15 protein-coding genes are annotated in these 26,396 nt (G+C 69.1%); 12 read left to right on the top strand and 3 right to left on the bottom strand.

The features are described from left to right. Positions 1-54 precede the first annotated feature (54 nt). From ACOGXE_RS07535 to ACOGXE_RS07520, 4 genes are all read left to right on the top strand, one after another. Positions 55-2,934, top strand: a complete 2,880-nt coding sequence (locus tag ACOGXE_RS07535) for a cell wall-binding repeat-containing protein (RefSeq protein WP_419933330.1) — start codon at positions 55-57, stop codon at positions 2,932-2,934. A gap of 211 nt (positions 2,935-3,145) precedes the next feature. After that, positions 3,146-3,637: a hypothetical protein gene (locus ACOGXE_RS07530; protein WP_419933329.1), complete on the top strand. Its 492-nt coding sequence runs from the start codon at positions 3,146-3,148 to the stop codon at positions 3,635-3,637. Positions 3,638-3,653: 16 nt separating this feature from the next. Then, entirely contained in the window at positions 3,654-5,813 is a 2,160-nt protein-coding gene (locus ACOGXE_RS07525; RefSeq protein WP_419933328.1) for an RCC1 domain-containing protein, read from the top strand. A 13-nt stretch (positions 5,814-5,826) separates the two neighbouring features. Further along, the gene (locus ACOGXE_RS07520; RefSeq protein ID WP_419933327.1) at positions 5,827-7,794 is read left to right on the top strand and encodes a PQQ-dependent sugar dehydrogenase; all 1,968 of its coding nucleotides are present in this window, start codon (positions 5,827-5,829) and stop codon (positions 7,792-7,794) included. A gap of 10 nt (positions 7,795-7,804) precedes the next feature. Here ACOGXE_RS07520 and ACOGXE_RS07515 read toward each other — a convergent pair whose 3' ends face one another. Further along, entirely contained in the window at positions 7,805-8,404 is a 600-nt protein-coding gene (locus tag ACOGXE_RS07515) for a c-type cytochrome (RefSeq protein ID WP_419933326.1), read from the bottom strand. 137 nt (positions 8,405-8,541) lie between these two features. Here ACOGXE_RS07515 and ACOGXE_RS07510 point away from each other — a divergent pair, with 137 nt between their 5' ends. The 7 genes from ACOGXE_RS07510 (at position 8,542) to ACOGXE_RS07480 (ending at position 22,699) form a co-directional block, all read left to right on the top strand. Further along, positions 8,542-11,250 (top strand): cell wall-binding repeat-containing protein, encoded by a 2,709-nt coding sequence (locus ACOGXE_RS07510; protein WP_419933325.1) that lies wholly within the window; start codon positions 8,542-8,544, stop codon positions 11,248-11,250. A gap of 144 nt (positions 11,251-11,394) precedes the next feature. After that, complete coding sequence (locus ACOGXE_RS07505) at positions 11,395-13,050, top strand: cell wall-binding repeat-containing protein (RefSeq protein ID WP_419933324.1); 1,656 nt, start codon at positions 11,395-11,397, stop codon at positions 13,048-13,050. Between the two features lie 36 nt (positions 13,051-13,086). Continuing rightward, entirely contained in the window at positions 13,087-13,668 is a 582-nt protein-coding gene (gene pyrE, locus ACOGXE_RS07500) for an orotate phosphoribosyltransferase (protein ID WP_419933323.1), read from the top strand. Positions 13,669-13,721: 53 nt separating this feature from the next. Then, entirely contained in the window at positions 13,722-16,574 is a 2,853-nt protein-coding gene (locus ACOGXE_RS07495) for a cell wall-binding repeat-containing protein (protein ID WP_419933322.1), read from the top strand. Continuing rightward, the gene (locus ACOGXE_RS07490) at positions 16,571-19,858 is read left to right on the top strand and encodes a cell wall-binding repeat-containing protein (protein WP_419933321.1); all 3,288 of its coding nucleotides are present in this window, start codon (positions 16,571-16,573) and stop codon (positions 19,856-19,858) included. Before ACOGXE_RS07495 ends, ACOGXE_RS07490 begins: the two co-directional genes overlap by 4 nt. Before the next feature lie 241 nt (positions 19,859-20,099). Then, positions 20,100-20,687, top strand: a complete 588-nt coding sequence (locus ACOGXE_RS07485) for a TlpA family protein disulfide reductase (RefSeq protein ID WP_419933320.1) — start codon at positions 20,100-20,102, stop codon at positions 20,685-20,687. A gap of 86 nt (positions 20,688-20,773) precedes the next feature. Then, complete coding sequence (locus ACOGXE_RS07480; RefSeq protein ID WP_419933319.1) at positions 20,774-22,699, top strand: DUF3179 domain-containing (seleno)protein; 1,926 nt, start codon at positions 20,774-20,776, stop codon at positions 22,697-22,699. A gap of 103 nt (positions 22,700-22,802) precedes the next feature. Here ACOGXE_RS07480 and ACOGXE_RS07475 read toward each other — a convergent pair whose 3' ends face one another. Together ACOGXE_RS07475 and ACOGXE_RS07470 are read right to left on the bottom strand one after the other, a co-directional pair. Next, complete coding sequence (locus ACOGXE_RS07475) at positions 22,803-23,201, bottom strand: TA system VapC family ribonuclease toxin (protein ID WP_419933318.1); 399 nt, start codon at positions 23,199-23,201, stop codon at positions 22,803-22,805. After that, positions 23,198-23,419 (bottom strand): antitoxin, encoded by a 222-nt coding sequence (locus tag ACOGXE_RS07470; protein WP_419933317.1) that lies wholly within the window; start codon positions 23,417-23,419, stop codon positions 23,198-23,200. The genes ACOGXE_RS07475 and ACOGXE_RS07470 overlap by 4 nt, the downstream gene beginning before the upstream one ends. A gap of 105 nt (positions 23,420-23,524) precedes the next feature. Here ACOGXE_RS07470 and ACOGXE_RS07465 point away from each other — a divergent pair, with 105 nt between their 5' ends. Further along, the gene (locus tag ACOGXE_RS07465) at positions 23,525-26,314 is read left to right on the top strand and encodes a cell wall-binding repeat-containing protein (RefSeq protein ID WP_419933316.1); all 2,790 of its coding nucleotides are present in this window, start codon (positions 23,525-23,527) and stop codon (positions 26,312-26,314) included. The last annotated feature ends 82 nt before the right edge of the window (positions 26,315-26,396 follow it).

Here is a 26,396-nt window from a genome sequence, read left to right as displayed (position 1 = left end):
TGCGGCGGCACCGGTGCCCGGGTTCCAAGCTGAAGGCGTCGAACTGTGCCTCGCGTGCCTCACCATCGACGTCGGCGTGCGCTCGCAGCGGTGCTTGCCGGGATGCTCGTTGCGACGGTGCTCGCTGTTGTCGCGGGAACCCCGGCCCAAGCAGCGAACACCTCCGGCGAGTACCTCGCCCCCGACGGCGAGCGTGAATTCGCCGGCAGCGATCGCTACCAGACCGCGCTGAAGCTCGCGAAGCGGTTCGCTGACGACCGCGGCGGCATCGGCTCGGTGTCGAATGCCCTCGTCGCGTCGGGCGAGTCGCTGGTGGACGCCGTGTCGGCCGCCGGTCTCGCCGGATTCTTGGATGCCCCGGTGCTGTTGACCCGCCCTGACACGCTGCATCGGGGCGTGGCCGACTTCCTCGACGACTACGGCATCGGCAGCGTCTACGTGCTCGGCGGCGCCGCAGCCGTCAGCGATGGTGTGATCGACGAGCTCGATGGGCTGGAGGGTGTCAGCTCGGTGGAGCGCATCGGCGGTGACACCCGTTACGACACATCGGCGGCGATTGCGTCGCACCTGTCAGGCGAGTCATGGTGCGGCACCAATGAGAACTCGGCGATCCTGGCCAACGGTGCCGACGAGTCGCTGTTCGATGCCGTGGCGATCGGGCCGGTGGCGAACCGGCTCGAGCTGCCGGTGCTGCTCACCGCCGGCGACGAGCTGGCCGATGCCGTGCTCAGCTATATCGACGCCGAAAACATCGAGCACGTCGTGATCGTGGGCGGCGAAGGCAGCGTGTCTGGCGCGGTTTCCCAGGCGCTGCGCGATGCCGGTGTGGGCATGGTCGAGCGCATCGGCGGCGACTCCGCGGCCGCTACGTCGGTCGCGATTGCCGAGACCATCGGCGGTGCCTGCGCCGATGACCTGTCGCCGGTGTCGGCGGACACCGTGGCGCTGGTGAACCGTGAGCGGCTGGCCGACGGCATCTCGGCCGCTCCGGTGCTGGCTGACGACACCGACCAGCTCGGCGGCGGGCTGATTCCGATCCTCGCCGTAGGCGACACCCTGCCGTCGTCGGTGCGCGACCACCTGGCTGCGACGCCTGCGGAGGACCCGGCTGGCAACAAGATCCACCTGCGGATCTTGGCCGTGGGCGGCACAGCGGCGGTGAGCGACTCGGCGATGGCGGCCGCCGTCGCTGCGGCCGGCTCAGCCGGGGCGTTGACCGTCACCCTCAGCGCATCGGCCGACAAGGCAGATGCCGGCCTGGCAGACGCACGCGGGCAAGACACGATCCACCTGCACTTCAGCGACGACATCTCCCGAGCCGAGAACGCCAATCTCCGCAACAAGCTGGAGGACATCCTGCAGATCAACGGCGTGCCCGCAGACATCGCCACGGACGCCCCCGGGCTCAACGCACCGTGCGCTCCCGACACGGTCACTGTGACGCTGGAACGCACCCTGAAAGCCGGCGACACCGTGTCGATCGTTGCCGGAGCCGTCCTGGTCGGCGACGGGGGCGATCGTCGTCAGGTGCAACCCACGTCGGCCACCGTGCCTGCGGAGCCGGTCGACCGGCAGCGCCCGTCGATTCGCATCCTTGCCATCGTCGGCCACGATGAGATCTACGCGGTCGTGTCCGACGACACGGCGCTCGCACAACAAGACGGCACGCTGCTGGCTTCGACCGCCCCGACTGGAGCCGGCTTGAGTGCCCTGTTCGAGAAGACGCGAGGCACGGCGGCCATTTCGAGCCTGGCCACGAGAGGGCTGCCGCCGACGAGTTCATTCCTGACATTCGCCCTCGAGGATGACACCGCGACGGCGGGTGTCGATGAGGGCGTGGTCGGCCGAAACGACGCATTCCGGGCGAACCGGGGTGCCGTCAGGGACGCGGCGGGCAACGAGAGCCAAGTCACGACCGGAGTGGCCGTCAACCCGGTGAGCAAGCTGCAGGTGAGCAGCGTGCAGATGAGCAACTTGAACCACACCAGGCAAGCAGTGGCGCTGATCCCGTCGGCCCACGAGGATGAGACCCCTCCGACTGCGCCGGCGAGTGACAACCCGGCGGTGTGGCTGAAGGCCAAGGCCGATGGTGACGCCGGCGGTGCATTCGGCAATGGCTGGACCGTCAGGGTTGACACGGCGAGCAGCCACGACCCCTCAGAGAATGTCGACCTCGATGTGTTCGTCAGCACCGAGGACCGCCGCGTCGTGGTGCGGGTGGTCAACGGCGAGCCGAGGTTTGCCGATCTGAAGGTGGCACTGGAGGCCGATTCCACCGTCAACAGCCTGTTCGACGTGGTGGTCGACAACAAGCACGACGAAAACGGCGACACGTGCAGGGCTGCCAACGAGAAGCTGCAGCTGGGCTTGCTGCCTCAAACAGGCGATGAGAACGCTGCCGACGGCGACGACGCCAACACACTCGGCGGTGGCATCACCAAGGCCAGGATTGAGGTGAAGTTCAACGGCTTCGTCGAATCGATGAGCGCTGACCAGTCTTCGCGCTTGATGGGCCATGTGTTCGCCGAGGCACAGAAGCGGTTCGCGGCTGCTGGCAATGCCGGCGACGTGGGCGCTGCGCTCGGCCCAATCACGGTCGAAGCAGACGGCACGTTGACCCATGCGGCGGCAGCGCTGGGCGCAGTTGACGGTCCCCTGGAGAGTCGAGGGATCTTCATCGAGGTCAGCGATACGTCGGCCTTGCCGCAGCCGCGGGACATCGTCGAGATTCCCGACGGCTTCGACACGGACGCCGACGGTGACCCGGTGGACAGTGACGGGTCGGCTGACGGGGTGCAGCGCACCGACACCGGCGGCCGGTCCGTCGCTGACGGCTACGGCGACAACCATTCCGACGGCACGACCGACAACGACTTCAACTACGGCTCCAAGGTGCGGATAGCGCGCAACAGCAGCATCGAAGCTCCCGAGTAGCGGCGGGCTGCCGGCCGCTGGCAGCCATGCCGACCGACGACGGTGAATTCGAGCGGCTCGACGTGTCGCACCTGATCGGCGTCCGGAAAACCAGTTAGTGAATGTCGCGGCAGTCGGCTACGTTGAGTCCAGCCTCGTTGCCCGGCATGTGCGGCGACCTACCAGGAACCGATCGTGCGCTATTGAGCGCCGCGACGAACAGCGAGGCTCGATGACCTCTCCAGTCGAGACGACCGCCGCCATGACGCCACAGGCCGAGCAGCATGATCCCGCCGACGGCGCTCCGGCTTCTGGCACTACGGCGCTCACCGAGCCCTCGCCGGAAGCGGTTGCGGACGTCTCCAGCGACGCCGGCGAGCAGGCAACGAAGCGGCGGGAGCTGTCGCAGAACGCTGTGATCGGCCTGTTCGGCGGGCTGGTGACAGTGCTGCTGGGTGCGCTCATCGGATTGATGATGTGGCAGTTCGACTCGCTCAGCGACCGTATCGACGGCCAAAATGACCGCATCAACTCGCTCGGCGCCCGCATCGACTGGCTCGGCGCCCGCATCGACTCGCTCGGAACTGAGCTGCGCGCCGAGATGGACGACCTGGAAACCGAGATGCGGGCAGGATTCGCTGAGATCAACGCGGTGCTGCTCGATCACACCGACCGGCTCGCCCGCCTCGAGACCGCCGCCGGGCTGCCGCGGCCCGGCGGCTGAGCCCTTCGCGGGTGTCGTGCTTCGCACAGCGCTGAGCGTTGCGGTCGCCCTTGCGCTGGGCGTCGGTCTCGCCTTGGGGGCGGGACTGCCGGTGCCGGCTGGTGCGGCGGCGCAAACCGGCGATGCGGCGACCGGCTCGTCAGCGGCACGCAGGGTGCTGGTGATCGTGCGTGGCTCGTCGTCGGTCGACGCGGCGGTGGCGTCGTCGCTGGTGGCCGCGGGGCTCGGCGACGCCGTGGTGTTCGCTGAGTCGGCGGATGCCCTCGGCGCCGACAACACCTCGATCATCGGCGAAGTTCGGCCCGCCGAGGTGCTGCTGGTCGGCGGCACAGCGGCGCTGTCGGCGCAGCTCGAAACCGAGGTGCGACGGCTGGTGCACGACGTGGAGATCGACCGGATCGCCGGCGACGACCGGATGCACACGGCGGCGCTGGCGGCCGAGCTGGTGCTGGCAAGAAACTCAGCACAGCCCCGAGCCTCGACAGGCTCGACGGCGCAGGGGAACCCGGGGGAGCCCGGGCGGCCGAGCATCGTGCTCGCCAATGCGTGGTCACCGCAAGACGTCGGCACCGCGGCCGCCGCGGTGATCGCGGGCGGTGCCGATGCGATGCTGTACACCGCGGATGGCTGGCTCGGCTCCCGCACTGCGAGCGTGCTGCGTGCCCATCAACCGGGGCGGCTCGTGATCGCAGGCACGCCGGCGACTTTCACCCACGAAATGGTCACGAGCGCACTGCTGGCCGCGGACTCCAGCACGCCACCGGCGCGGCTCGACGGGTCCGACGGTGCTGCTGCCTCGGCGCAGGCGACGCAACTGGATGCACCGGCCGACATCTACGCAGCAGGGCTCGTCGACATCCCAGACGTCTTCGAGGTCGTTGTCATCGCCCGCGGCGAGCACCCACAGGACGTCAGTGCGGCGCTTGCTCTTGCGGCGGCCGTCGACCGTGGCGCGGTGCTGCTCACCCATGACGCGCAGCTCGCTGACGGTGCCGAGGCGCTGCTGCTCGGACACCAGGCCCCGCACATCGTGATCATCGACGCGACCGAAGCCGCAGGCAGCGTCGGCGTGGGCTCGGCAGCGATTGCAGATGCTGGCAGCGACTCGCTGGCCAATGCAGACGCCGGCGCGCAGCAGAGCGGCCTCGCCGAACTGCTTGCCCCCGCGCTCGAGCAGTTGGCGACTGCCGCAGCCGTGACCAGCGTTTCGACGCTCACTGACTCGACTCGCCAAGCGCTTGAAGGATTCGCGATTGCCGATCGCTCGGTGCGGCTCGGCTTCGTATCGGTGTCGGTCGGCCACGACCACGTCTGCGGGCTGCGCAGCAACGGCACCGTCGCCTGCTGGGGCGTCGGTGCCGGCGTCGGCAGCGCTGCCGCCGGCGGCAAGGCACGATCGCCCAGCGGCACCTACCGAGCCGTGGCGGCGGGCGGCACGTTCACGTGCGCCATGCTCTCCGACAGCACCCTGAACTGCTGGGGCAGCAAAAGCCAGTGGCAGGTGTACACGCCCGACGGCAGGTTCGCCGAAATCACCGCCGGCTGGGGGCACGCATGCGCCCGGTTCTCCGACAACAGCGTCACCTGCTGGGGCGATCAGTGGGGGGCCGAGTTCCTGATTCCCAGCGGGGCGCCGTTCCTGGCGCTGTCGGCGGGAAGGCACCACACGTGCGGGCTCGAACCCAGCCTCAACATCACGTGCTGGGGCAAGGCCGGCGACGGTCAGCTCACGGCTCCCGACGGCGTCTTCGTTGCCGTGGCCGCTGGGGAAACCCACTCATGCGGCCTCGAGATGAAGGGCGCACTCGAATGCTGGGGCAACCGGAGCGGCGGCGGTACCGGCGCTGGTGCCGGCAGCGTTCTCCCCGACGAGTACGCCGCTCGCAGGTACGTCAGCGTGAGCACCGGGTCGGGCGTCACGTGCGCTCTGCGACCCGCCCAGCTCATCGACTGCTGGGACATCAACAGGGGCGACGCCGGCAGCAGCGAGCGCAGCAACGCTGCCATCGAGCACGTGCCCGGTGGGCTCTATACCGCCGTGTCAGCCGGCGGATCGTTCGCCTGCGCCTTGCGCACCAACACCAGCGTGGTCTGCTGGGGCCGTGAGCCCGGCGACGCCTGGGAACCCTTCGGCGGCACCCCCAGCCGAGCCGCTGAGCAGGCCGGCGCAGGCTAGTTATCGTCAACGAGTGCTCGTATCCGGAAAGGCGCGGCGGGGGACCGTTCTCGGCGTTGCTGTGGGCGTCATGGCGGGTGTCGTGCTGGTGCTCGCCGCAGCCTGCTCGGCCTCGCCCGACACCTCGCCCGATGCCGGGACAGCGGGCGTCGAGGGCGAACCCGCGCCCGGAGCCGTTGATGACCCGGACGGACCCGAAGGTCCCGACGGCTCAGACGGCGCTGCCACAGGTGCCGGCGCCGGCGACGCTGCAGACGGCGGCGCCGACGCCGGCTCAAGCGACGGTGCCACAGCAGGCGATCCTGCTGGGGGCCGCTTGACCGGGCTCGCCGCAGAACCCCGACCGTCCCACGAACCGGCCCCCGTGCCGCCGTGGCCCGGCACGGCCTACCCCGACGACGACGGCCACCCCGACGAGGGCTGGATCGAAGCGCTCCACAGCGAGACCGTCGTGTTCGGCTGCGGCGACGGGAACTTCTGCCCCGACGAGCCCATCGCCATGGCCCATCTGGCCGAGCTGCTCTACAACCTGCGTTTCCGCTCCCCCGACGGGCACGAGCGACCCACCATCGACCACGCACTCGCCGACATCGCCGCCGTGTGCAGGCAAGAGCCGTCCTGCTTCGATCGGCGGGTCACCGCCGGGCAGCTAGCGCTGATCCTGGTGCGTGCCTTCGACCTGCCGCCCACCGCCGCCGCTGCAGACAGGTTCGACGACATCGACGGCCACCCCGCCCAGCAAGCCATCGAGACCGTCGCAGCCGCCGGCATCCTCACCGGCTGCGACGAGACCAGCTTCTGCCCTGACCGTCTCGTCACCCGCAGCCAGGCCGCAGCCGCCCTCATGCGAGCGCTCGGGCTGCCCCCGACAGCGCCCCGCCCGGTGCCGTGGCAGCTCGAACTGGTTGTCGGCGAGCTCGAAGGCGGCGGCACCACCGATCTGCGTGCCCCCGCCGGCGACGACCGCCTGTTCGTCACGCTCAAAGGCGGCACCATCCGCATCGTGGCCGGCGGGGTCATGAGCGACACCCCGTTCCTCGACATCACCGACCAGGTGCGCAACGACCACAGCGAGCGGGGCCTGCTCAGCCTGGCGTTCCATCCCTCCTACGACGACAACGGCCGCTTCTTCGTCTTCTTCACCGACCTCGACGGCGACGGGCGCATCGTCGAGTACCGGGCCGACCCCGCCGACCGCGACCGGGCCGACCCGACAAGCGCACGCCCCGTCATCGCCATTCCCCGCGGCCGCTACCTGCCGAACCACCAGGGCGGCAATCTGCAATTCGGCCCCGACGGCATGCTGTACATCGCGGTCGGGGAGGCCGGCTGGTACAACGACTGGCCCCGCAACGGCCAGAACCCGCACACGCTCGAAGGCACCCTGCTGCGGATCGACGTGGACGCACCCGGCGACGGCACGGCGCCCTATGGCATCCCGCCCGACAACCCCTTCGCCGACGGGGTCGGCGGCCGGCCCGAGGTGTGGGCGTACGGCCTGCGCAACCCGTGGCGGTTCAGCTTCGACGGGGGGAACATCTACATCGGCGACGTCGGCCACGAGCACCGCGAAGAGGTCAGCGTCGCCCCAGCCGCGGCGGGCGGCCTCAACTACGGGTGGAGCCTGTTCGAAGGCACGAGCTGCTTCCGCGGTACCGGCTGCGACGCCGCAGGCCTGGTACATCCGGCGGTCGAGTACGGCCGCGACGACGGCGTGGGCGTCATCGGCGGCTACGTGTACCGGGGCGATGCCATCCCGCAGATGCGCGGCCACTACTTCTATGCCGACTTCACGGGCGGATGGGTGCGCACCTTCCGATGGTCGGGCGGCGAGGTCACCGAGCACTACGACTGGTCACGGGCCGTCGAGCGGCCCGAGAGCGCCCGGTTCAGCTGGTCGTTCGGCGTGGACGGCCACGGCGAGCTGTATCTGCTGACCCGCTGGGCGATCTGGCGGATTGCGCCGGCGTCAAGTTCGTGAGCGGCCCGCCTCAGCCGCGCTGACGCAGCGAGGCCACGAAGGCGACGAGCGAGTCGATCTCGGCCTCGGTCAGGATTTCGGCGAAGCCCGCCATCTGGGTTTCTGGCCGGCCGTAGAGCAGCACCTCGCGCACTTCGTCGGGGGCGAGCGTCGAGATGGTCAGGTCCAGACCGATGCGCCCCGTTCCGTCGTCGCCGTGGCAGACCGAGCAGATGTCGTCGAACAGCGCCTGCCCGGCGGCGTCGGCGCCCGGCGCGGTGCCGGCCGATTCGCCAGCGGACTCTGCCGCCGACCTTCCGGCCGAGCCCGCAGTGTCCTCGCCGTTCGCCGCATCCGCCGCGAGGCCCGCCTCGGCCAGCGCGCTGCGGGCCTCTTCGTCGGACATGGCATCGGTGTCCGCAGCGTCACCCTCGGGCCCGGCATCGGCGCCCGTCGCAACATCGCCTGCGGATCCGCTACCGGCGCCTGCGGTCGTCTGCGCTGCGCCCATGCCCCCCGACACCGCAGCATCCCCGTCTGCTTCGCCGTCCCCCGCCGCACAGCCCCCGACGAGACAGCCCACAGCGGCCGAGCCCACGAGCACAAGCACGAGCAGAGCTGTCCGACGCACCGACGGGCACAGTACCGACGCACGGCGCGACTGAGCGCGCCGGGAGGCGGGGTACCCTCGCCGCCTGAGCCTGTGACACCCTTCGGGCAGGCTGCCGATTGGTCATGGTGATGGGATCCTCCCGACGAATTCGATGGGTGGCCGCGCTGGCCGCCAGCCTCATCGCGGCCTCGTTGCTGGCAGTCCCCCACGCCGGCGGCCAGAGCGCCGAGGAAGCCGAGGGACCGGTCTCGCCGCGGCAATGGCCGCAGTCGTTCCTGGCCCAGCCCGAGCTGGAGGGCTGGCCGAACGCGGTGCGCATGTGGGGCCCAGACCGCCACCAGACCGCCCTGGCCGTGTCGCTGACCCTGCGAGGCAGGGGCGGCTACCCGTTCGACACCGCCGATGCCACCTCCGGCGGCGGCCGCAGCCTGGGTTCGTCCGATGGCTGGTGGGGGCTCGAGATGTGCCCCCGGTCCGTCATCGTGGTGGCCTCCGACGTGCCCGCCGATGCAGTCACCGCCGCCTCGCTGTCGGACTCCACCGGCGGCTCCAGCGAGCCGTACCTGCGGCGCGTCGCTGCCAGCGACCCCCTGTTCGACCCCATCGGCGGCTTCGCCCGGGTCGACACCTATGCAGCTCCCATCCTGCTGACCGAGTCCACCCGTGACGGCGCCGATGCGCTCAATCATGCCGCTCGCCTCGCTGCACAAGACCTGCGCACGGGCGGCTGCAACGCCGCTCGCCAAGCCATCATCGTGGGCGGGCCCGCTGCAGTGCCCGTCGAGATCGAGCAGGAGCTTGTCTCGATCGGCTACGGCGAGGTGTTCCGGGTGAGCGGCGAGACCCGCTATGGCACTGCGGCGGCGGTGGCTCAGTCGCTGGGCACCCGTTCGATTCCCCGCAGCACTGCGGGGTGCAAGGACAGTTCGGCAGCCGACGGCAGCGCCGTGCCGGCCTTCTACGCCAACTCGGTGGTGGAGTGGCGCGAGCGGGCCAGCAAGTGCGAGCTGCTGGGGCGCACCGTCGTGCTCGCAACGTCGCTCGATGCGTTGGCGGCCGGCTGGTGGACCAGCTACTGGCAGGTGCCGGTGCTGCTGCACGACGGCAGCGACGAGCTGCCCGAAGCTACCGCCGTGGCGCTCAGCCTGCTCGATGTCGAGAACCTGATTGTGCTCGGTGACGCCTCGCAGGTGTCCGAGGCGGTGGCGGACCTGGCTGCGCAGATCGCCGGGGCCGAGCTGCGCCGGGTGGCGGGCGCCGACCGGTACGAGACCAGCGTGGGGATGGCCAAGATCTTCGGCGGCTGGTGGCCCACCCGCACCGGCGACCACTTCGCCCGGTCGTCGGTGTGCCTGGCGGCATTGAGCGACGAGAGCCAGCGCGCTCAGGGCTGGCCCGATGCGCTGGGCGCCGGGGCGTTCTGCGGCGCGGCCACGGCGCCGTCGCCCGTCACGGTGCCCTACGCCACCGTGCGCTTGGCGGGCCCGCTCGACGCGGCCGAGCCGGGCCTGGCGGCGCTGGCACGACGCCCGGCATCAGCCCCCGCTTCCACAGCAGTGCCCCGGCCCGCGCATGCGGCGGTGCCCATGCTGCTGGTGCCCGCCGGCGCTTCCGAGTTGCCGGCATCGGTCGAGAAGTTCCTGCGCGACGCCTTCGTGCCGGGCCGCCTGTGCTCGCGGGCGGTTGGCGGCATCGAGTCCGACGGCTCAGGCGCCGACGACGGCGGGGCCTATGCCGCCGCGGTGAACTCCGGGCGGTGCTTCGCTCCGGGCATGGTGCTGGCCTTCGGCGGCGAGGCCGTCATCACCGCCGACGTGCTGGCGCAGACGTCGGCACTGGTAAGCGGGCGCTTGGCACCCGACGCCGAACCCGACGTGCCGGTGCTGGTGGGGGCGTATGCGCCCCATCACAGCGACCCGGACCGCATCGAGAAGGCGCCGTCGGCCAAGCGGGGCCTGGGTGTGTTCGCCAGCAAGCTCAGGTTCGACGGCACGGTGTTCCATCGGGCCAATGCCGACGGGGCCATCACCGGCCCCGCCAGCAGCTCGCTCAGCTCGGGTCAGGACTGGCTGTGCTTCCCCCGCGGCACCTATGACGATGCTCGCTGGCTGGTGGTCGAGACCTCGCCCGACCGGTCGCCCGTGCTCGAGGTCGACCTGACCGCCTTGGGCTGGTACACCGGCGACGCGGACGGTGTGCGGCGCAGGCCACGGCCGGCCAGCCCGGGCTGCGTGGCGGTGGTGCTGTCGGAGACCGATCCCAACTACGTGCGGGCCGCCGGCCCGTACGGGCGCACGTCACGGGCAGTGGCCGTGGCGGCCAATGCCAACCGGCAGTTCCGGCTGACCGACGTGGTGGAAGCGGCCGAGCCGGTGTCGAGCGGCGTGCCCAGCGGCGAGCACCCGCCTACTGGCGGCACCACCAGGCTGGCGTTCCGCAGCCGCGATCCCGGCGTGTTCGCACAGCTGCCGCCGCGGCGCCAGCAGGTGCGAGAGGCGTTCGTGTCGGTGGAGATCGTGCGCGGATTCGGTGCGGGCGCGCCCGATCTGTTCAGCGCCCTGTGGTCGCTGGAGACCGCGGCGGGCACGGTGTCGGGCATTGCCGAGGGCGAGGCCCGCTTCGTCGACAACCGCTGGGAGCTGCGGGGCATGAGCGCTCTGCGGTCGGGGTCGTGGCTGCGCTCGCTGTACGGATCGCGGCCCTCCGAGCCGTCCGGCCTCGAGGCCGGGGCCGCCGTGGCCGGTCTGGCCGACGACGGTTACGGCGCCGGCGGTTTCGTGGCCACGGTCGGCGTGAACGACCTCGGCAGCGACGACGACACGGTCGTCTGGCGGGTGGACGGGTACATCAACGCCGAGCCATAGACTCCCGGCGGCCGGGAGGGCGAATCAGACATGAGTCACACCCTGCGTCGGCACAGCCGCGGCGCGAAGGCACAGCCGCAGCATGAATCCGCCCGCCGAGCACGCCGCCGACGCCGCCCGTTAGCTCTCGGCCTGGCTGTCGCCGTGCTGGCTGGCTCGGTGGTGCTCGCCTCGGGGCCTGCGGGCGCACAGAGCGCGGACATCACCGCCCAGCGGGTCACCGGTTCGAACGTGTACGACATCGCCGCCAATGTCGCGGGCACGCTGTGCAGCACCGATGCCGGCTCGCACAGCGTGGCGCTGGCGTCGGGCGAGAACTGGCCCGACGCGCTCGCAGGCACTGCGCTCGACCGGCCGCTGCTGCTCACCCGCAAGGACTTCCTGCCGGCCATCACCCGGCTGTATCTCACGCCGTGCGCCGATCACCCCAAGGCCAAGGTGATCATCCTGGGCGGCACCGCTGCGGTCTCCGAGAGCGTGGCCGACACGCTGCGGGGCATGGGCTACGAGGTGGACCGCGTTGCCGGCGCCGACCGCTACGAGACCGCCCGGCGAGTCGCACGGCTCTTCGCCCCCGACACGCTCAGCACGGTGTATGTGGCGTCGGGCCGCAACTTCGCCGATGCCATCGCTGCTGCGCCGAATGTCAGCAAGGACACCCCGCTCATCCTCACCGAGCCGGACGAGCTGCACGCCGAGGCGCGCCGCTTCCTGACCGACGAGGACCGGACCGTCGAGTCGGTGACGATCCTCGGCGGCACGGCAGCCGTCTCGGCCGGCGTGGAAGAGAAGATCAGAGAGCTCGGCATCGACACCGACCGCATCGCCGGCGCGGACCGCTACGAGACGGCCGCGCTCATCGCCCGCCGTGCGTTCACGCGGTCCGACTGTTTCCCCGTCACCGATGTGGCGGTGGCCAGCGGGACGATCCCGTACGGCGGCCTGGCCGCGGGAGCGGTGCGCGGTCCCTGCCAGCCGATGCTGCTGGCGCCCGATCCGGACAGGCCGGTGCCCGAGGTGCTCGCCGAGTTCGGGCGCGACTGGGCGCTGGCCATCGGCGCCGACACCCGGGCAGAGGTGACCGGCATCGGCTCGTCGTCGGTCATCTCGTCAGCGGCGATCCTGGCGGTGTCGACCGGCATCGCGGCCGACTCCGGCGACCCGGGCGGCGCCACCGGGGAGCTGGACTGGGCCCGGCTTGCTCCCGCTGTGGTGCGGGTGGAGTGTCTCGACCTCTCGGGCCGCGCGATCCAATTCGGTTCCGGTTTCTTCGTCGACGACGGCCGTTCGATCGTCACGAACTACCACGTGGTTGAGCATCCGCGCGGTGGCGACTGCCGCCGCATCCGGATTCTGCGAGGCGGCACCTTCGAAGTGGAACCGACACGCGAGCTGGCAGTGGCGCTCGAGCGGTCAGCCCCAGACCGTGACCTCGCCCTGCTGGTGACCGATCCCGACATCGAGCCCCATCGCACGCTGTCGGTGTCGACCGAATCTCTCCGGGCCGGCGAGGCGCTCACGGCGCTGGGATATCCCGCCTTGGGCGGCAGCACGCTCACCCTCACGACCGGTCGCTACTCGGGCGCCCAGCAGTTGGATGGCCTGACGTGGATCAAGACTGATACGCAACTCAGCAGCGGCAACAGCGGCGGACCGGTGCTCAACGACCGTCAGGAGGTCATCGGCGTGGCGACCCGGCTGCGAATCCTGACCGGCGGCGGTGCCACCCTCGGCACGCTCAGCCTGCTGGTGCCTGCCGAAGACGTCATCGCCCTCATCAACGGCGACCTCGGGGAATAATCGACGCAACCGGCTACTCCGGGAGAGACAGCAGCGATGAGCATGAGCCGAAGCGAGAGGCTGCTGGAGATTCTGCGGAGCCAGGGGCTCACTGAGCTGCCCGAGCCGGTGCAGCTCGCCTCGGGCAACTACTCGCGCTACTTCATCGACGGCAAGGTGGCGCTGGGCGCCGGCGACGACCTGCGACTGGCGGCAGAGGCCATCAACGAACGAGTGACCGGTGCCGGGGTCGAGTTCGACGCCGTCGGCGGCCTGACCCTGGGTGCCGACGCGCTGTGCGCCGCTATCGCTGTGGTGAGCGGGGCGAACTGGTTCATCGTGCGCAAGGAGGCCAAGGGCCGCGGCACCAACCGGCTGGTCGAGGGCACCCGGATCGGCGCGGGCCACCGGGTGCTGCTGATCGACGACGTGGTCACCACCGGCGGCTCGATCCTGAAGGCATACGAGAGCGTGCAGGCGACCGGCGCCCACGTAGTGGCCGCTGTCACGCTGGCCGACCGGGGCGACGACGCCCGCCGTTCGTTTGAAGAGCGGGGCGTGCCCTACTTCCCGATGGCCACCTATGAGGACATGGGCATCCCCGCCATCGGCACCGAGACCGCCAGCACCGCCGGCTGACTGAGCGATTTCAGGACAGCTCAAAATAGTAATAGCCGTTATGTTCTACGGGGATGCGACGCCCCAGTGTCATCGTGCTGGCTTTGTTGGCCGCACTTCTCGCGCTCGGCGGTGTGGCGGTGCCTCCGGCGAGCGCGGCGGCGGCTGAGCACCACGTCGCGATTGAGGCAGCAGACAGCGCCCCGAACGCCCCCGCAGACGACGGCTCGGATGTCTCGATCACGCGCTATGGCGGTGCGGATCGGTACGAGACCTCGCTGAGGATCGCCGAGGCGGTGGCCGCAGAGGCCGGCGGCTCGCTGGAGTGGGTAGTGCTGGTGTCGGGCGAGCGCTGGACCGATGCGGTGGTGGCCGCGCCGCTCGCCGGGGCACGCAACGCGCCGGTGCTGTTGACCCCTCCCCACGAGCTGCGTCACGATGCGCTGGAATTCCTGCAGCGGGTCGGCGTCTCGCTCGCGCTGGTCGTGGGACCGGATGCGACCGGCGGCGTGCATGGCCCGGGTCGAGGGGTTGCCGAGTCCGTGCTCGCCGATCTCGCCGCGGCAGGCATCGCCCCCCAGCGGGTGACAGGCGTGGACCGGCATCACACGAGTCGCGTTGTCGCTGCCACCTATGGGCCGAGGACCATGGGGGACCTGGGTTCGACTGCCATCGTCGCCAGCGGCGAGGTGTTCGCCGACGCGCTCGTGGCAGGGCCATTCGCCGCTCGTGGCCATCATCCGGTGCTGCTGACCCCGCCCGACGAGCTTTACCCCGAGGTGGCCCGCTACCTGCAGTCGGTGCGCATCGAGCACGTCGTGTTGATGGGTGGCACCGCGGCGCTGTCAGAAGCGGTCGAGCAGTCGATCAAGGACCTGGGCATCAACGTGACCCGCGTGGCGGGCGCCACCCGCTACGACACCGCGGTCAAAGCCGCCGAGCTCGCGGCTGATCGCTACACCAGCACCGCCGGCGAGCCCTGCTTCGCCACCAGCACCGTCGGCATCGCCCGCGCCCGGGTGCCGTTCGACTCCTTCAGCGCAGCACCGCTGCTGGCGCGCCTGTGCGCCCCGCTCGTGCTCGCAGACCCCAAACAGATCCCGCCCGACACCGCCGCCTATCTCGACGCTGCCCGCGAGGCCCACGACACGGTGGACCTGCGGGTGTTCGGCGGCGATGCCGCCGTGTCGGGAGCAGCCATCGACGCCTACCGCACCGGCACCGAACCCGTCGCGGACACGGGCGGGACCGGCGAGGAGGCCGGGGGCGCCGACGCTGGGGACATCGAGATCACCCCGATCGGGCGCGGGGTGTCGATCACCTCCGAATATCAGATCATCATCGAGCTGCAGCCCAGCGACGTGGAACCGGCCAATCCGCTCGATCTGAGCAACCGCACCCTGGTCTTCACCCCGAACGCAAACGGGGACTATTCGCGTCAAGTACTGCCGCTGAGCTGGGAGCCCGACTTCCGAGGCGAGCGGTACAGAGGGTCGGCAGAGATCGAACTGCAGCACTTCCCGTTCGAATTCTCGGGTGAGTCGTGGCGATCGTTCCACCTGTCTCAACGCGGCCTCATCACCTTCGGCGAGGCCTTGCCAGAGAGCGACCCCGTCCGATTCGGCACCATGCCGAGATACGCGGATTTCATCGTCAGGAGCGCAACGCCAACGATCAGTGCGCTCTACAAACCAACGCTCTGGGGAAGCTTCTACGTCACTGAACTTTCCGATCGGGTGATCATCACCTGGCTTGCCTGGGACCCACTGCTTTCGCCGTACGGGCAACGGCCCGAGCAGACGTTCGATGTTCAGATGGTTCTTCACTCGGACGGACGAGTCGCATTCAACTACGGGCCCGATCCGGCGAATCCTGACGAAGCGTTCCGGGACGGCGTGGTGGGGCTGTTTCAGGTCGACCAGTCGACCGGTGCGCCGCGAGTCGAACCCGGCCGGATGGCCGACCTGTCGGATCCCGACACGCACTTCTCACCCGTGCAGATCGAGGCGTTTCGCTATCACGCGATCGAACGCGGGGGCGACGGTGTCGCCGACATCTCGTGCAGGATCATCGACGTCCTCGGCAACGAATTCGATTTCTTCGCTCTCAACAGCCAGTCCCGCGTCGACCAGCAGGAGGCGGGAACCCCGTCCAACATCTTCAGAGGCAACATCCAAGCCGCGATCCAGGGCACCGGACTCAAGGGGCACCTGCCGACAACTCCATGCCAGAGCAGGCTGAAGACTGCCTGGCTCTTTCCCATCTGGATGAAGGCAAGAACGGTGGTCAATGAGGACTACATGCGATACGGGCATGGCGGTCCCTATGACGTGGGTCTGACGCTGTTCGCTCACGAACTCGCCCACGTCTGGACCGCATTCGCCTCCTACGAGACCAATGGCAATCGGGTGCCGTTGCACGACGCGTATTGCGACTGTCACTGGTTGTTCGAGTTGCATGCGCCGGCAGCGTTTCCTTGGCGCGGCAGCGAGGACGGTTCGATCATGGGGGGTGCCTTCTGGCGCGAACATCCCGATGGATCGTTCAGCTACACCGACGGCTGGAAGACCAAGGCGGGCGGATTCTCCTGGCTCGACCTGTACCTCATGGGACTCGCCGCACCCGACGAAGTGCCGGACATGTTCATACTCCGCGATCGGCAGCTGGTCGGCAATCACACCGGCGTCTACACAGGTACCAAGGAGGTCGTCACGTTGGAGCAGATCATTGCGGCCACCGGGGTCCGGAAACCCCCCGCTGACGAGGCGCGACGCGAGTTCAACATGGGCTTCGTCTACCTGTTGTGGCCGGGGGAGACCGTCGACCTCGAATTGCTGCGCGAACACGCCGACTACCGCGACCGCGCCGTGGACCACTGGCACCACATCACCGGCGGGCGAGGGCGGCTCACCTCGACGCTGCCATGAACAGCGGCACCCGCGTCCGATGCAATGCGCTTGCCGCAGCGCGTCCAGTGCGGCGCGCCGGCGTCATCCTGCTAGCTGTGCTCATGGCACTCGGCAGCGTGCCGGCGTTCCCGGCCAGTTCGGCTGCGGCCCAGTCGGGCACTCACGACGCCGACGGCGCCGACGTCCCGCTCGTTCGTTACAGCGGCGCAGACCGCTACGAGACATCGCTGCTCATCGCCGAGGCAGTGGCTGAAGCGTCTGGCGGCTCGCTGGACTGGGTCGTCCTGGTGTCGGGCGAGCGCTGGACCGATGCGGTGGTGGCGGCCCCGTATGCGTGGGCGCGCGACGCACCGGTGCTGCTGACGCCGCCCGATGAGCTGCGGTCCGATGCTCGGGAATTCCTGCAACGGGTCGGCGTCACGCGGGCAATGGTCGTGGGACCGGACGCCAGCGGTGGCGTACATGGCCCGGGCCGCGGGGTCTCTGCGGCCGTGCTCGCCGAACTCGTTGCAGCGGGCATCTCCCCCGACCGGGTGGCGAGTGTCGATCGCTATGCCACGAGTCGCGCCGTTGCCGCCCGGTATGGGGCGAGAGACATGGGGGAGTTGGGCCGCACGGCCATCGTGGCCAGCGGCGAGGTGTTCGCCGATGCGCTGGTGGCTGGACCCCTGGCTGCTCGCGGCCCCCATCCGGTGCTGCTGACGCCGCCCGATGAGCTGTACGAGGGTGTGGCCGACTATGTGCAGTCGGTGGGCATCGAGCACGTGGTGCTCATGGGCGGCACGGCCGCACTCAGCGAAGCAGTCGAACGCGGCCTCACCGACCTCGGCGTGGACATCACACGGGTGGACGGTGCTACCCGTTACGACACCGCGGTCAAGGCCGCTGAGCTGGCGATTGACCGCTACACCCGTGCCGCGAACCAGCCCTGCTTCGCCACCAGCACCATCGGTGTGGCCCGGGCTCGTGTGCCGTTCGACGCGTTCAGCGCCGCACCGCTGCTCGCCCGGCTGTGCGCCCCGTTGCTGCTGGCAGATCCCGGCCAGATCCCGCCCGACACTGCAGCGTTCCTGGATGCGGCACGCCAGACGCACGGCAGCATCGAGCTGCGTGTCTTCGGCGGCGATGCGGCGGTGTCGCATGCGGCCATCAACAGCTACTTCGGCAGCCAGGTCTCTGAAGAGGCCGACGCCGCCGACGACCCCGCCGCCGACTCAGCCGATGAGCCGGTCGGTCAGCCACCCGGAGCGTGCGGCGGCTCCATCGATGACGAGCCCCGCCAGTTCGTGCCCTCCAGGAACGCCGAGGACGCAGCGTGGTCGCCGGACTGCAGCCAGCTCGTCTACACCCAGGACGGCGCTATCTGGCTGGTGAACAACGACGGCACCAATCGCCGGCGGCTCGTGCCCTCCAACGGCGGCTACCAGGCCTATGCCGTGTGGTCCCCGCTCGGCGATCGGATCGCCTACGCACGCGGGTACCAAGACGGCGACCACTGGGACTCCCACATCTGGACCGTCAACGTGGACGGCAGCCACAACAATCAGCGCACCGAAGGCGACGTGGTGGACCGCTGGCCCACCTGGTCGCCCGACGGCAAGAAGATCGCCTTCGAGCGCATGTCCGGCAGCGGCCGCGACGCCGACGGCCATCGGCTGGACAGCGATCGTCACATCGTGGTGATGACGTCGTACGGCAACAACCCGAAGGTCCTCAACTCGGGCGGTGCTTGGGAGTACTCACCCGCGTGGTCACCTGACGGCACGCAGCTCGCCTACGTGACCAACGGCGACGTGTGGCTGTCCGATGCCGACGGCAGCGATGCACGGCGGGTGCAATTCGACGCGTTCTTCAACGCTGGGGTGTCGTGGTCTCCCGATGGCCAACGGCTCGCCTTCGTGCGTCCCGGCAAGGAGCAGGAGCAGATCGTCATCTCCGACCTCGACGGTCTCAACGAAGAGATCGTCTTCTCCTTCCCGGGACACCTCCGCACCCCTCGCTGGTCGCCCGACGGGCAGCTGCTCGCCTTCCACACCATCGGCGGCGACAGCAGCCACGTCGTCTATGTCGGCGGGGCCCGAGGAGAGCCCGTCCCGGGAGCCGATGGGTGCAGGCCCGAGGACTTCCCGAACTCGATTCCCGGCTACTTCCTGCACGGAGGCCCCACGGCGACAACCGGCACACGCCGCATAGCGGTGCTGTTCGTGGACTTCGCCGACAAGCCGGCAGCCCACACGACGCACGAGGAAGAATCCGGCGCCCTGGAGTACGCCGAGACGTATCTCGAGGCCATGAGCTATGGCGCGCTGGACGTCGAATTCGTCCCGGTGCACAGGTGGCTGCGAGCCGACCAGACCGCCGAGGAGTACCTCAAGCTCCACATCGATCATCTGCTCGAAACCGACGGCGAGCTGACGACCCGCGCCGCCGAGCAGGCGGGCGACGAGATCGACTTCTCGACGATCGACGAGATCATGGTGGTGTTCCCGAGCACCCACTTCTACGGCGGCAACACGTTGGCCGCCGTCGAGATCGACGGAGGCGTGCTGCCCGTCTCATGGGTCAACACCTTTCCGAGCGCTAGCCCTCACGGAACGCTGTTGTGGGGCCATACCGCGGCCCACGAGATAGCGCACAATCTCGGGCTGCTGGACATCTACTGGTTCGGTTACGAGCCCACTCCCGAACCCCCGCCCGGAAAGGTCTGGGTGCGGTCTGAGTGGGGGCTGATGTTCATCAACGTGTTCTTCCTGGTGCCCGAGCGCCACCCCGGGATCCTCGCCAGGTTCGAGCGACCCGACGGCACCACCGGAACCGAGGTGTACCCGTGGCTAGCGCCACGCGAGATGCTGGCATGGCACCGCTGGGTGCTGGGGTGGCTGGACGAGTCGCAGGTCGAGTGCGTGACCGATGACCAGACGACGGTCGAGCTGTCTGCCGTCGCCGATCCCGGCTCTGGCACTGCGATGGCCGCAATCCGCCTGGGTCGGAACGACGTGCTCGTGCTCGAGAGCCGCCGCGCGCAGGGCCACGACGCCGACATACCGGCAACGAGATACGACGGAGCGAGCGGCACGCTGCCGCGCCTCATAGAAGAGGGAGTGCTCGCGTACACCGTTGATGCCTACCCGGAATCGCACCGGCTGCCCGTCAGGCTCGCTCAGGATCCCGAGGGCACCCAGCACCTCGACGAGGACCCGATCCTCGCGGTGGGCGAGTCGGTGACTGTGAAGGGTTACACCATCACGGTCACCGCCGATGACGGCGATACCCACACCGTGTCGATCACCCACGACGACTAGCAGCAGTAGCTTGCCCAGGATGCGTCGTCTCGGTGTCATCCTGCTCGCCGCGGTACTGGCGGCGTGCAGCGGTGCCGCAACGCCGCAGCCGGAGTCAACTCTGCCGAGCGACACGTTGTCATCGTCGACGGCGTCGCCGACGACGCAGCCTGTTTCCACGACCGATTCGTATGAATCGTCTGCGCCCGCGCCCGCTCCGGCAACAGCGGCGACGACATCAGAGCCAGCGGCGCCTGCCTCGGTGCCAGAGACCCCGACAGAGTCGACATCACCGCCCATTCCCACGACGGCGGCACCGACCCCCGAAACGACCGGCGTCCAGCCCGACGCCGCCCCTGAGGCCGCACCCGACGACAGCACTGCAGTGGCAGGTTGCCGAGCGATAGACCCGCTGCAACCTGCGGGCGTCAGCGACCCCGAGGGCGCCCACGCGTTCACGTTCACTGGCTTCAACGGATCAGCGGGTTCGCTGTCTGGCTACGCAGGCTGCGGGCTCATGATCAACTTCTTCGCGTCGTGGTGCAGCCCGTGCGTTGCGGAGATGCCCGACTTCGAGGAGTTCTGGCAGCGCCATGGGCACCGGGTCGCGGTGCTGGGACTTGCTCGGGAAGATTCCGCGGAGGACGCGCTCGAGATGATCGCGACCACGGGCATCACCTACCCAACCGGAATGGACAGCACTGACCTCTTCATCACACTCGGCGGTCTGGGCATGCCGACCACGGTGTTCATCTCGCCGGAGGGCGCAATTCTCGACGCTTACAGCGGTCTCATGACTGCCGACGTGATCCTCGAGTTCGCAGATCGGTATTTCGGGCCGCTCAACTAGATGCGATAACCCGGCGATGTCGTGCATTGCCGAATGGCCATCGCCTGAATGCCGTGCATGGAAATCGCCACATATGCTTCGCGCGCATGGGCGAAGCCGCACCACCGGCTGCGACCGCTGTTCGAACTGGCCGGCGAACGCTGCGACGGGCGCTCGGTGCGTTGCTGGCGACATGTGCAGTCGGCGCAGTCCTGATGGGGGTGCCCACTGGCACGACTCAGGCGGCAGCGCTGGAGGGCACTGTCGAGCGGATCCACGGGCGGGATCGTTTCGAGACCGCTGCGACGACGGCGTGGCGGTTTCGGGACAACGGCGGGTCGCTGTCCACGGTGGTGCTGGTTTCGGGCCGCTCGTTCGCCGACGCGCTGTCGGCGGCGGGGCTCGCCGGGCTGCTGCGAGCGACGGTGCTCTTCACCGAGCGCGACACGCTGCCCGATCCCACCCGTGAGGTGCTGCATCGCGCCCGCACGCATCGTGTCGTCGTAGTCGGCGGCACGGCTGCTGTCGGTGCCGATGTCGAAGCGGCGCTCGCCGAAATGGGCATCACCGTCGAGCGCATCGCGGGCGCTGATCGATACGCCACCGCGGCCGAAGTGGCGCGCCGGATCGCTGATGAGGAAGTCGGCTACTGGCTCGGCCGTCGTACCGCGTTGGTGGTCTCCGGCACCGGATGGTCCGACTCTCTCGCCACTGGTCCCGCTGCGTGGGCCGGGCCCCACCCGGTCGTGCTGACCAGCGCGTCGCGGCCGGCAGCCGAAGTGGTGGACCTGCTCGTTGAGCTGCGTATACGCCACGCCGTCGTGGTCGCCAGGCAGGACGCGATGCCCCTCAACGTCGTCCGGGCACTGGGCGATGCCGGCCTGAACGTCACGCGCATATCGCGCGCAACGACCGTCGAGACGTCGGGACGATTCGCGAGGGAGCTGGCCCTGACGCACCCCGAGTTCGACGGCGAGATAGCGGCGACTGTTTCCGGCAACGACTTCGTCGACGGCCTCGCGTCGGCGCCCCTGCTGGGACTCCTCGGGGCCGCGCTGGCGCTCGACGATGCTCGACCGGAAGACGCGGGCAGCGCCAGCGGGGACGGGTACTTCGTGATGTGGCTGGAGTCGCAGCGCAGGATCAAGCACGTGCTGGTGATCGGCGGCCGCGATGTGGTTTCGGCGCGCACCGTCAGTCGGGCACGAGTAGTGCTTGCCGAGCAGCGCACCGATGAGTTCGTACCTGACCGCTCGCCCGGGTTCGCGTTTGTCAAGCCACCGATCGAGCCCCCGCCGGCACCCCCTCCGGCCGTCTCGCCCGTTCCGAACCCTCCGGGTACACCGCCCGGCACGACCCCGCCAAGCACGACCCCGCCCCCGACAACCGCGCCAGCGCCTACCTACGTCACTCCCATCCAGATCGCGGGCGACACTCCCAATGTCACCAAGTCGGCGTTCCACGACGGCAGCGGCAAGACAGCGCACGAATATTGGGGCGATGAGAATTTCCCCAAGGTCTCGGGCCTCGACTTGAAGCCGATCAGGCGTGCTTGCAGCGGCAAGGACTGTTTCGTCTCCGACGATGTCCCGACATTCGAGACTGCGAGCACGTACGACCTCTGGCCCAGCGCCAACGTGCTGGTCATGACCGTCGGATCGGAGACTCGGGCCTACCCCGTCAGCGCCGTCTCCGCGCACGAGGTGATCAACGACACGTTCGGAGAGGTGCCGGTCGCCGTCACGTACTGACCGCCGTGCAATACAGCCGTCGGGTTCCGGCGGACTCTGGGAGACAGAACCTTCAGCTTCGGCGTGTCGGGGTACCTCGAGGGTCCCTTCGATGCGTCGCCGCCGTTGCTCATCTATGACCGCCAGACCGAAACGCTGTGGCGTCACGGCACCGGACTGGCCATCTTGGGCGAGCTGGCAGGCAAGCAGCTCACCGTGATCTCGATACGCACCATGACGTGGCAGAAGTTCAAGGCAACGTATGCCACGGGCGACAACGATCCGCTCGTGCTGCTCGACTGAGCAGCGACCTGCAACGCAAGCGCGCATCAACAGCCGGCATGGGCCATGTTCGGCTGCACCATCGCCGTCACGGACGACGACGGCTCGGCGCACACCGTGTCGATCAGACCCCGATGAGCTGGGCAGTTTCGGGATGTTGTGCGGCGAGTCCGCGATCGAGCGTCACTAGCCGCCCGTCGAAGTGTCGAGCCAGTGCAGCAAGGTAGGCGTCCGTGACCTGGCGGTGCCCGATGACACCGGCGAGCACCGTCGCGTCGAATCCGATCTCGTCGGCCCAGAAAACGTGCTGGGGCAGCGCCTGGATCTGCCGCAGTGCGCCGAGCGCGTCGCGCAGGCCGACCCCTTCCCGGATGAGGAATCTCAGCAGAGCGCCTTGGGTGATCGGACAGGTGGCCAACCCGTCGGCTTGGCCGTCGAACCACGTTCGCGCCTGGCGATGGTGCACATGGTCTTCGACGGTCAGGGCAATGAGAACGTTGGCGTCGGCCAGGGCTGCGGTCACTCGTCCTCCAGCGATCTGACGTCTTCGGCGGTGACGACTCGGCCGATCTGGATGGTGGGCAGGCCGCCAGCCGGTACCGGAATCGTCGACGCGTCGACGGGGTTGAGTGCGAGCCGGATCAACTCACAGACGACCTGGCTCAGCGACTTGTGCTGCTGGTGCGCCATTTCTCGGGTGACGGCGTGCAGATCCTCTGGCAGATCGATCGTTGTCCGCATCATCGCATCATATCATCATGATGAAACAGCGCAGGTCAGGCCAGTTTCGCCGCTGACTGAGCGAACCGGGAACGATGTGCGATAACGGACGTTATGTTGCCGGTGATGCGCCGCCTGGGTTCCGCCTTGATTGCGGGCGTACTGGGCCTGACTGCGTTGCTGGTCGTCACCGGTCCCGCCCGGGCGGCCAACACCGCTTCGGAGCTGCTGGTCGACCCCGCTGATCGGGTTACGACGGTTGAAACCGATGGCGTGCGGCCCTTCGCTGGTCGTGACCGCTACGAGACCGCGCTGCGCCTCGCCGAGCGCTTCGCCCACGAACGCGGCGGCCTCGGGTCGGTCTCCACGGTGATCCTGGCGTCGGGGAGAGCCGTGGCCGATGGCGCCGTCACGGCGGGTCTCGCCGGGCACCTCGCAGCGCCGGTGCTGCTGACGCGTCCCGACGATCTTCCCGAGGGCGTGGCGGACTTCATCGATCACCACGGCATCTCGACCGTGATCGTGGTGGGCGGCGTGACGTCAGTATCGGAGCGGGTGCTCGATGAGCTCACGGCGCTTGAGACGGAGCCAGCGGTCCGGCGCATCGCCGGCGCCGATCGGTTCGCTACCGCAGCGGCAGTCGCCGCCGAATTCGACAGCGGTTCGACGTGGTGCGCCACCGACGATGTTGCCGCCGTGCTGGTGAACGGCAGCAACGAGCACCTTGCTGAGGTGATGGCGATCGGGCCGCTGGCCTATGCGCGCGAGCTGCCGATTCTGCTGTCGCGCCAGCACGAGCTGCCCGAAGCGGCCGCGAAGTACCTGCGAAACCGGCGCACCGAACGTGTGGTGATCGTGGGCGGCACGGAGGTGATTTCGGACGAGGTGGTGTCCGCGCTGCTCGAGGCGGGAGTGGACGAGGTGGAGCGGGTTGCGGCGACGCGCACGGCATCGGTGGAGACGGCCATGGCGCAGCTGATGACCGTCACCTGCCGGCACGAGTTGGAACCCGCAGTGAGCATCGTGGCGTTGACGCGCCGGGGCTCGGCCGGCGACACAGCCGTCGATGCGATCGCGGCCGGGCCTGTCCTGGGCGCCGGCCTGGGCGATTCCGGACCCATCCCGCTGCTGCTCGCAGGCAATCCGTTGCCGCGATCGGTGGGCAGCTTCCTGGCTCGCACACCCAGGGAAATCGACGGCCGCAAGAACCATGTGCTGGTGGTGGCGATCGGCGGGCGCAGCGTCATCGACGAGACCACGATGCGGGCCGCTGTACAAGCAGCCGCGTCGGCCCGGCAGCTCAGCGCCCGGATCACGGCGAATGCGGGAGAGAGCACGCTGCGCATCAGCTACAGCGAGAGCCTTGAGGTGGACGGCGACCGCTTCGCCGGGACGCTGCGCGACTTGCTGTACGTGAACGATGTGCCGGCCTGGATTGACGGGCAGCCGGTGGTCAGCAGCCGCACGGCCGATCCGTGCGAGACGTTCTCGTCGTTGGACGTCACGTTGCATCGTGAGCTCGAAGTCGGCGACAAGATCGACCTGCTGCCCGCCGAGGACTGGCCCAGCACCAATGGCGATCGGCGCGTGATCCGCGGTGCCACACGCACCATTCCCGAGCCGCGCCCGTCGTTCCGCGGACCGTCGATCGAGGTCATTGCGCTGCCCGGGGCCACCAAGCTCTGGGTTTCAGTGAAAGCCACCGAGTACCGCAATCCCGAGACCGGCGCCGATGGCGGCATCACCGTCAACTCGGGCCGCATTCGCGTGGTGGCTGAGGACGACACCGCGGTGACCGTGGGCCAGCCGGTGCGGGTGCGCCTGGATCGGTTCTTGGGCACCGCGCTGTACTCGTTCGATCTGCAATCCGGCGGCGGCACCTACGCATTGGCTCCTGACGATCTGGTCATCGTTCGCAACGGCGTGGCGATCAATGCCAGCGAGCGGCGCAGCGGCAGCCGTCGCGTCATTGTGGAGGAGCCCGAGGTGCGGCTGGGGGTGGCTGCAGTGAGGGTCGGTCCGCCGAATCCGGGCGTCGACGACAGCGTCCAGACGACACGCCCAGCGGAAATCGCCACGGTCAGCAAGCGAGCGCAGGCTTCATTGGGCGGCTCGCTGTATGTGGTGGCCAAGTGGTCGGGGTCGGCGGCGGGTGCGGCGGGCAATGCCTGGCAGATTCACAGCACCCGTGCTGACAACGCCGTGGTCACGCCCGGAACTGTCGAGGGCGACGACCCGCCCGCGACGCAGGTTTGGGTGGACGCCACCCGGCAACTCGTCAGCATCAGGCACATCAACGCACCCGCCGGCCAGGAGCGCGAGCAGACCTACGGCGAGCTGGTGCAGGTGCTGAACAGCAACCGGGACTTCTCACGGCACTTCGTGGCCGAGCTCACCGAGCCATGCGAGGGCGACGAAGAGGTGGTGGATCTCGGCGAGGAAGGCCTGACAGGCGACGCCAGTTTCGCCGGCGGCATCAGCTCGATCAGCTTCCTGGTCACGTTCAACGACTACGTCGAGGCATTCCAGACCGACGGCACCACCGTCATCGGGGCCGGCGCAGGTGCCGTGGGGGAACTGATCGACGATGTACTGGGCGGGCTCATTCCCGACTACGGCCAAGCGGCCACCGGCATCCCAGCCGATCAGGTCGAAGCAGCAGCGCCGGTGCCGGGCAAGGACGTGGTGTTCCGGTTCACCACCCACGACCCTGATCACACCATCGCTCAGATGATCAATGTCCGCAGCAAGCGGATCGACCTTCGCGAGGGCCTCGCAGCCAGCTATCGCCCCGACGACGGCAGCACGGCCGACATCGACGAGAGCGTCAGCGCCGGTCGTGCCCTGTTTGCGGTCTCCAGCCGTGACTCGCGACTGCTGAGCGACCTCGCCCGGGGCGCCAACTCCGGTGGCTGACGCGGCGTCGGGCGCAACTGCCGGGGTCGCGAAAATGTGACGGCGAGCCTGCTTGGGGGTCGCGGTAGCATCGTGCTTGACG

It is taken from the genome of Candidatus Poriferisodalis sp. (assembly GCF_965208555.1).
Taxonomy (GTDB): domain Bacteria; phylum Actinomycetota; class Acidimicrobiia; order Acidimicrobiales; family Poriferisodalaceae; genus Poriferisodalis.
Note: the sequence above shows the minus strand (reverse complement) of the source record. Positions and strands in the feature narration are given on the sequence as shown.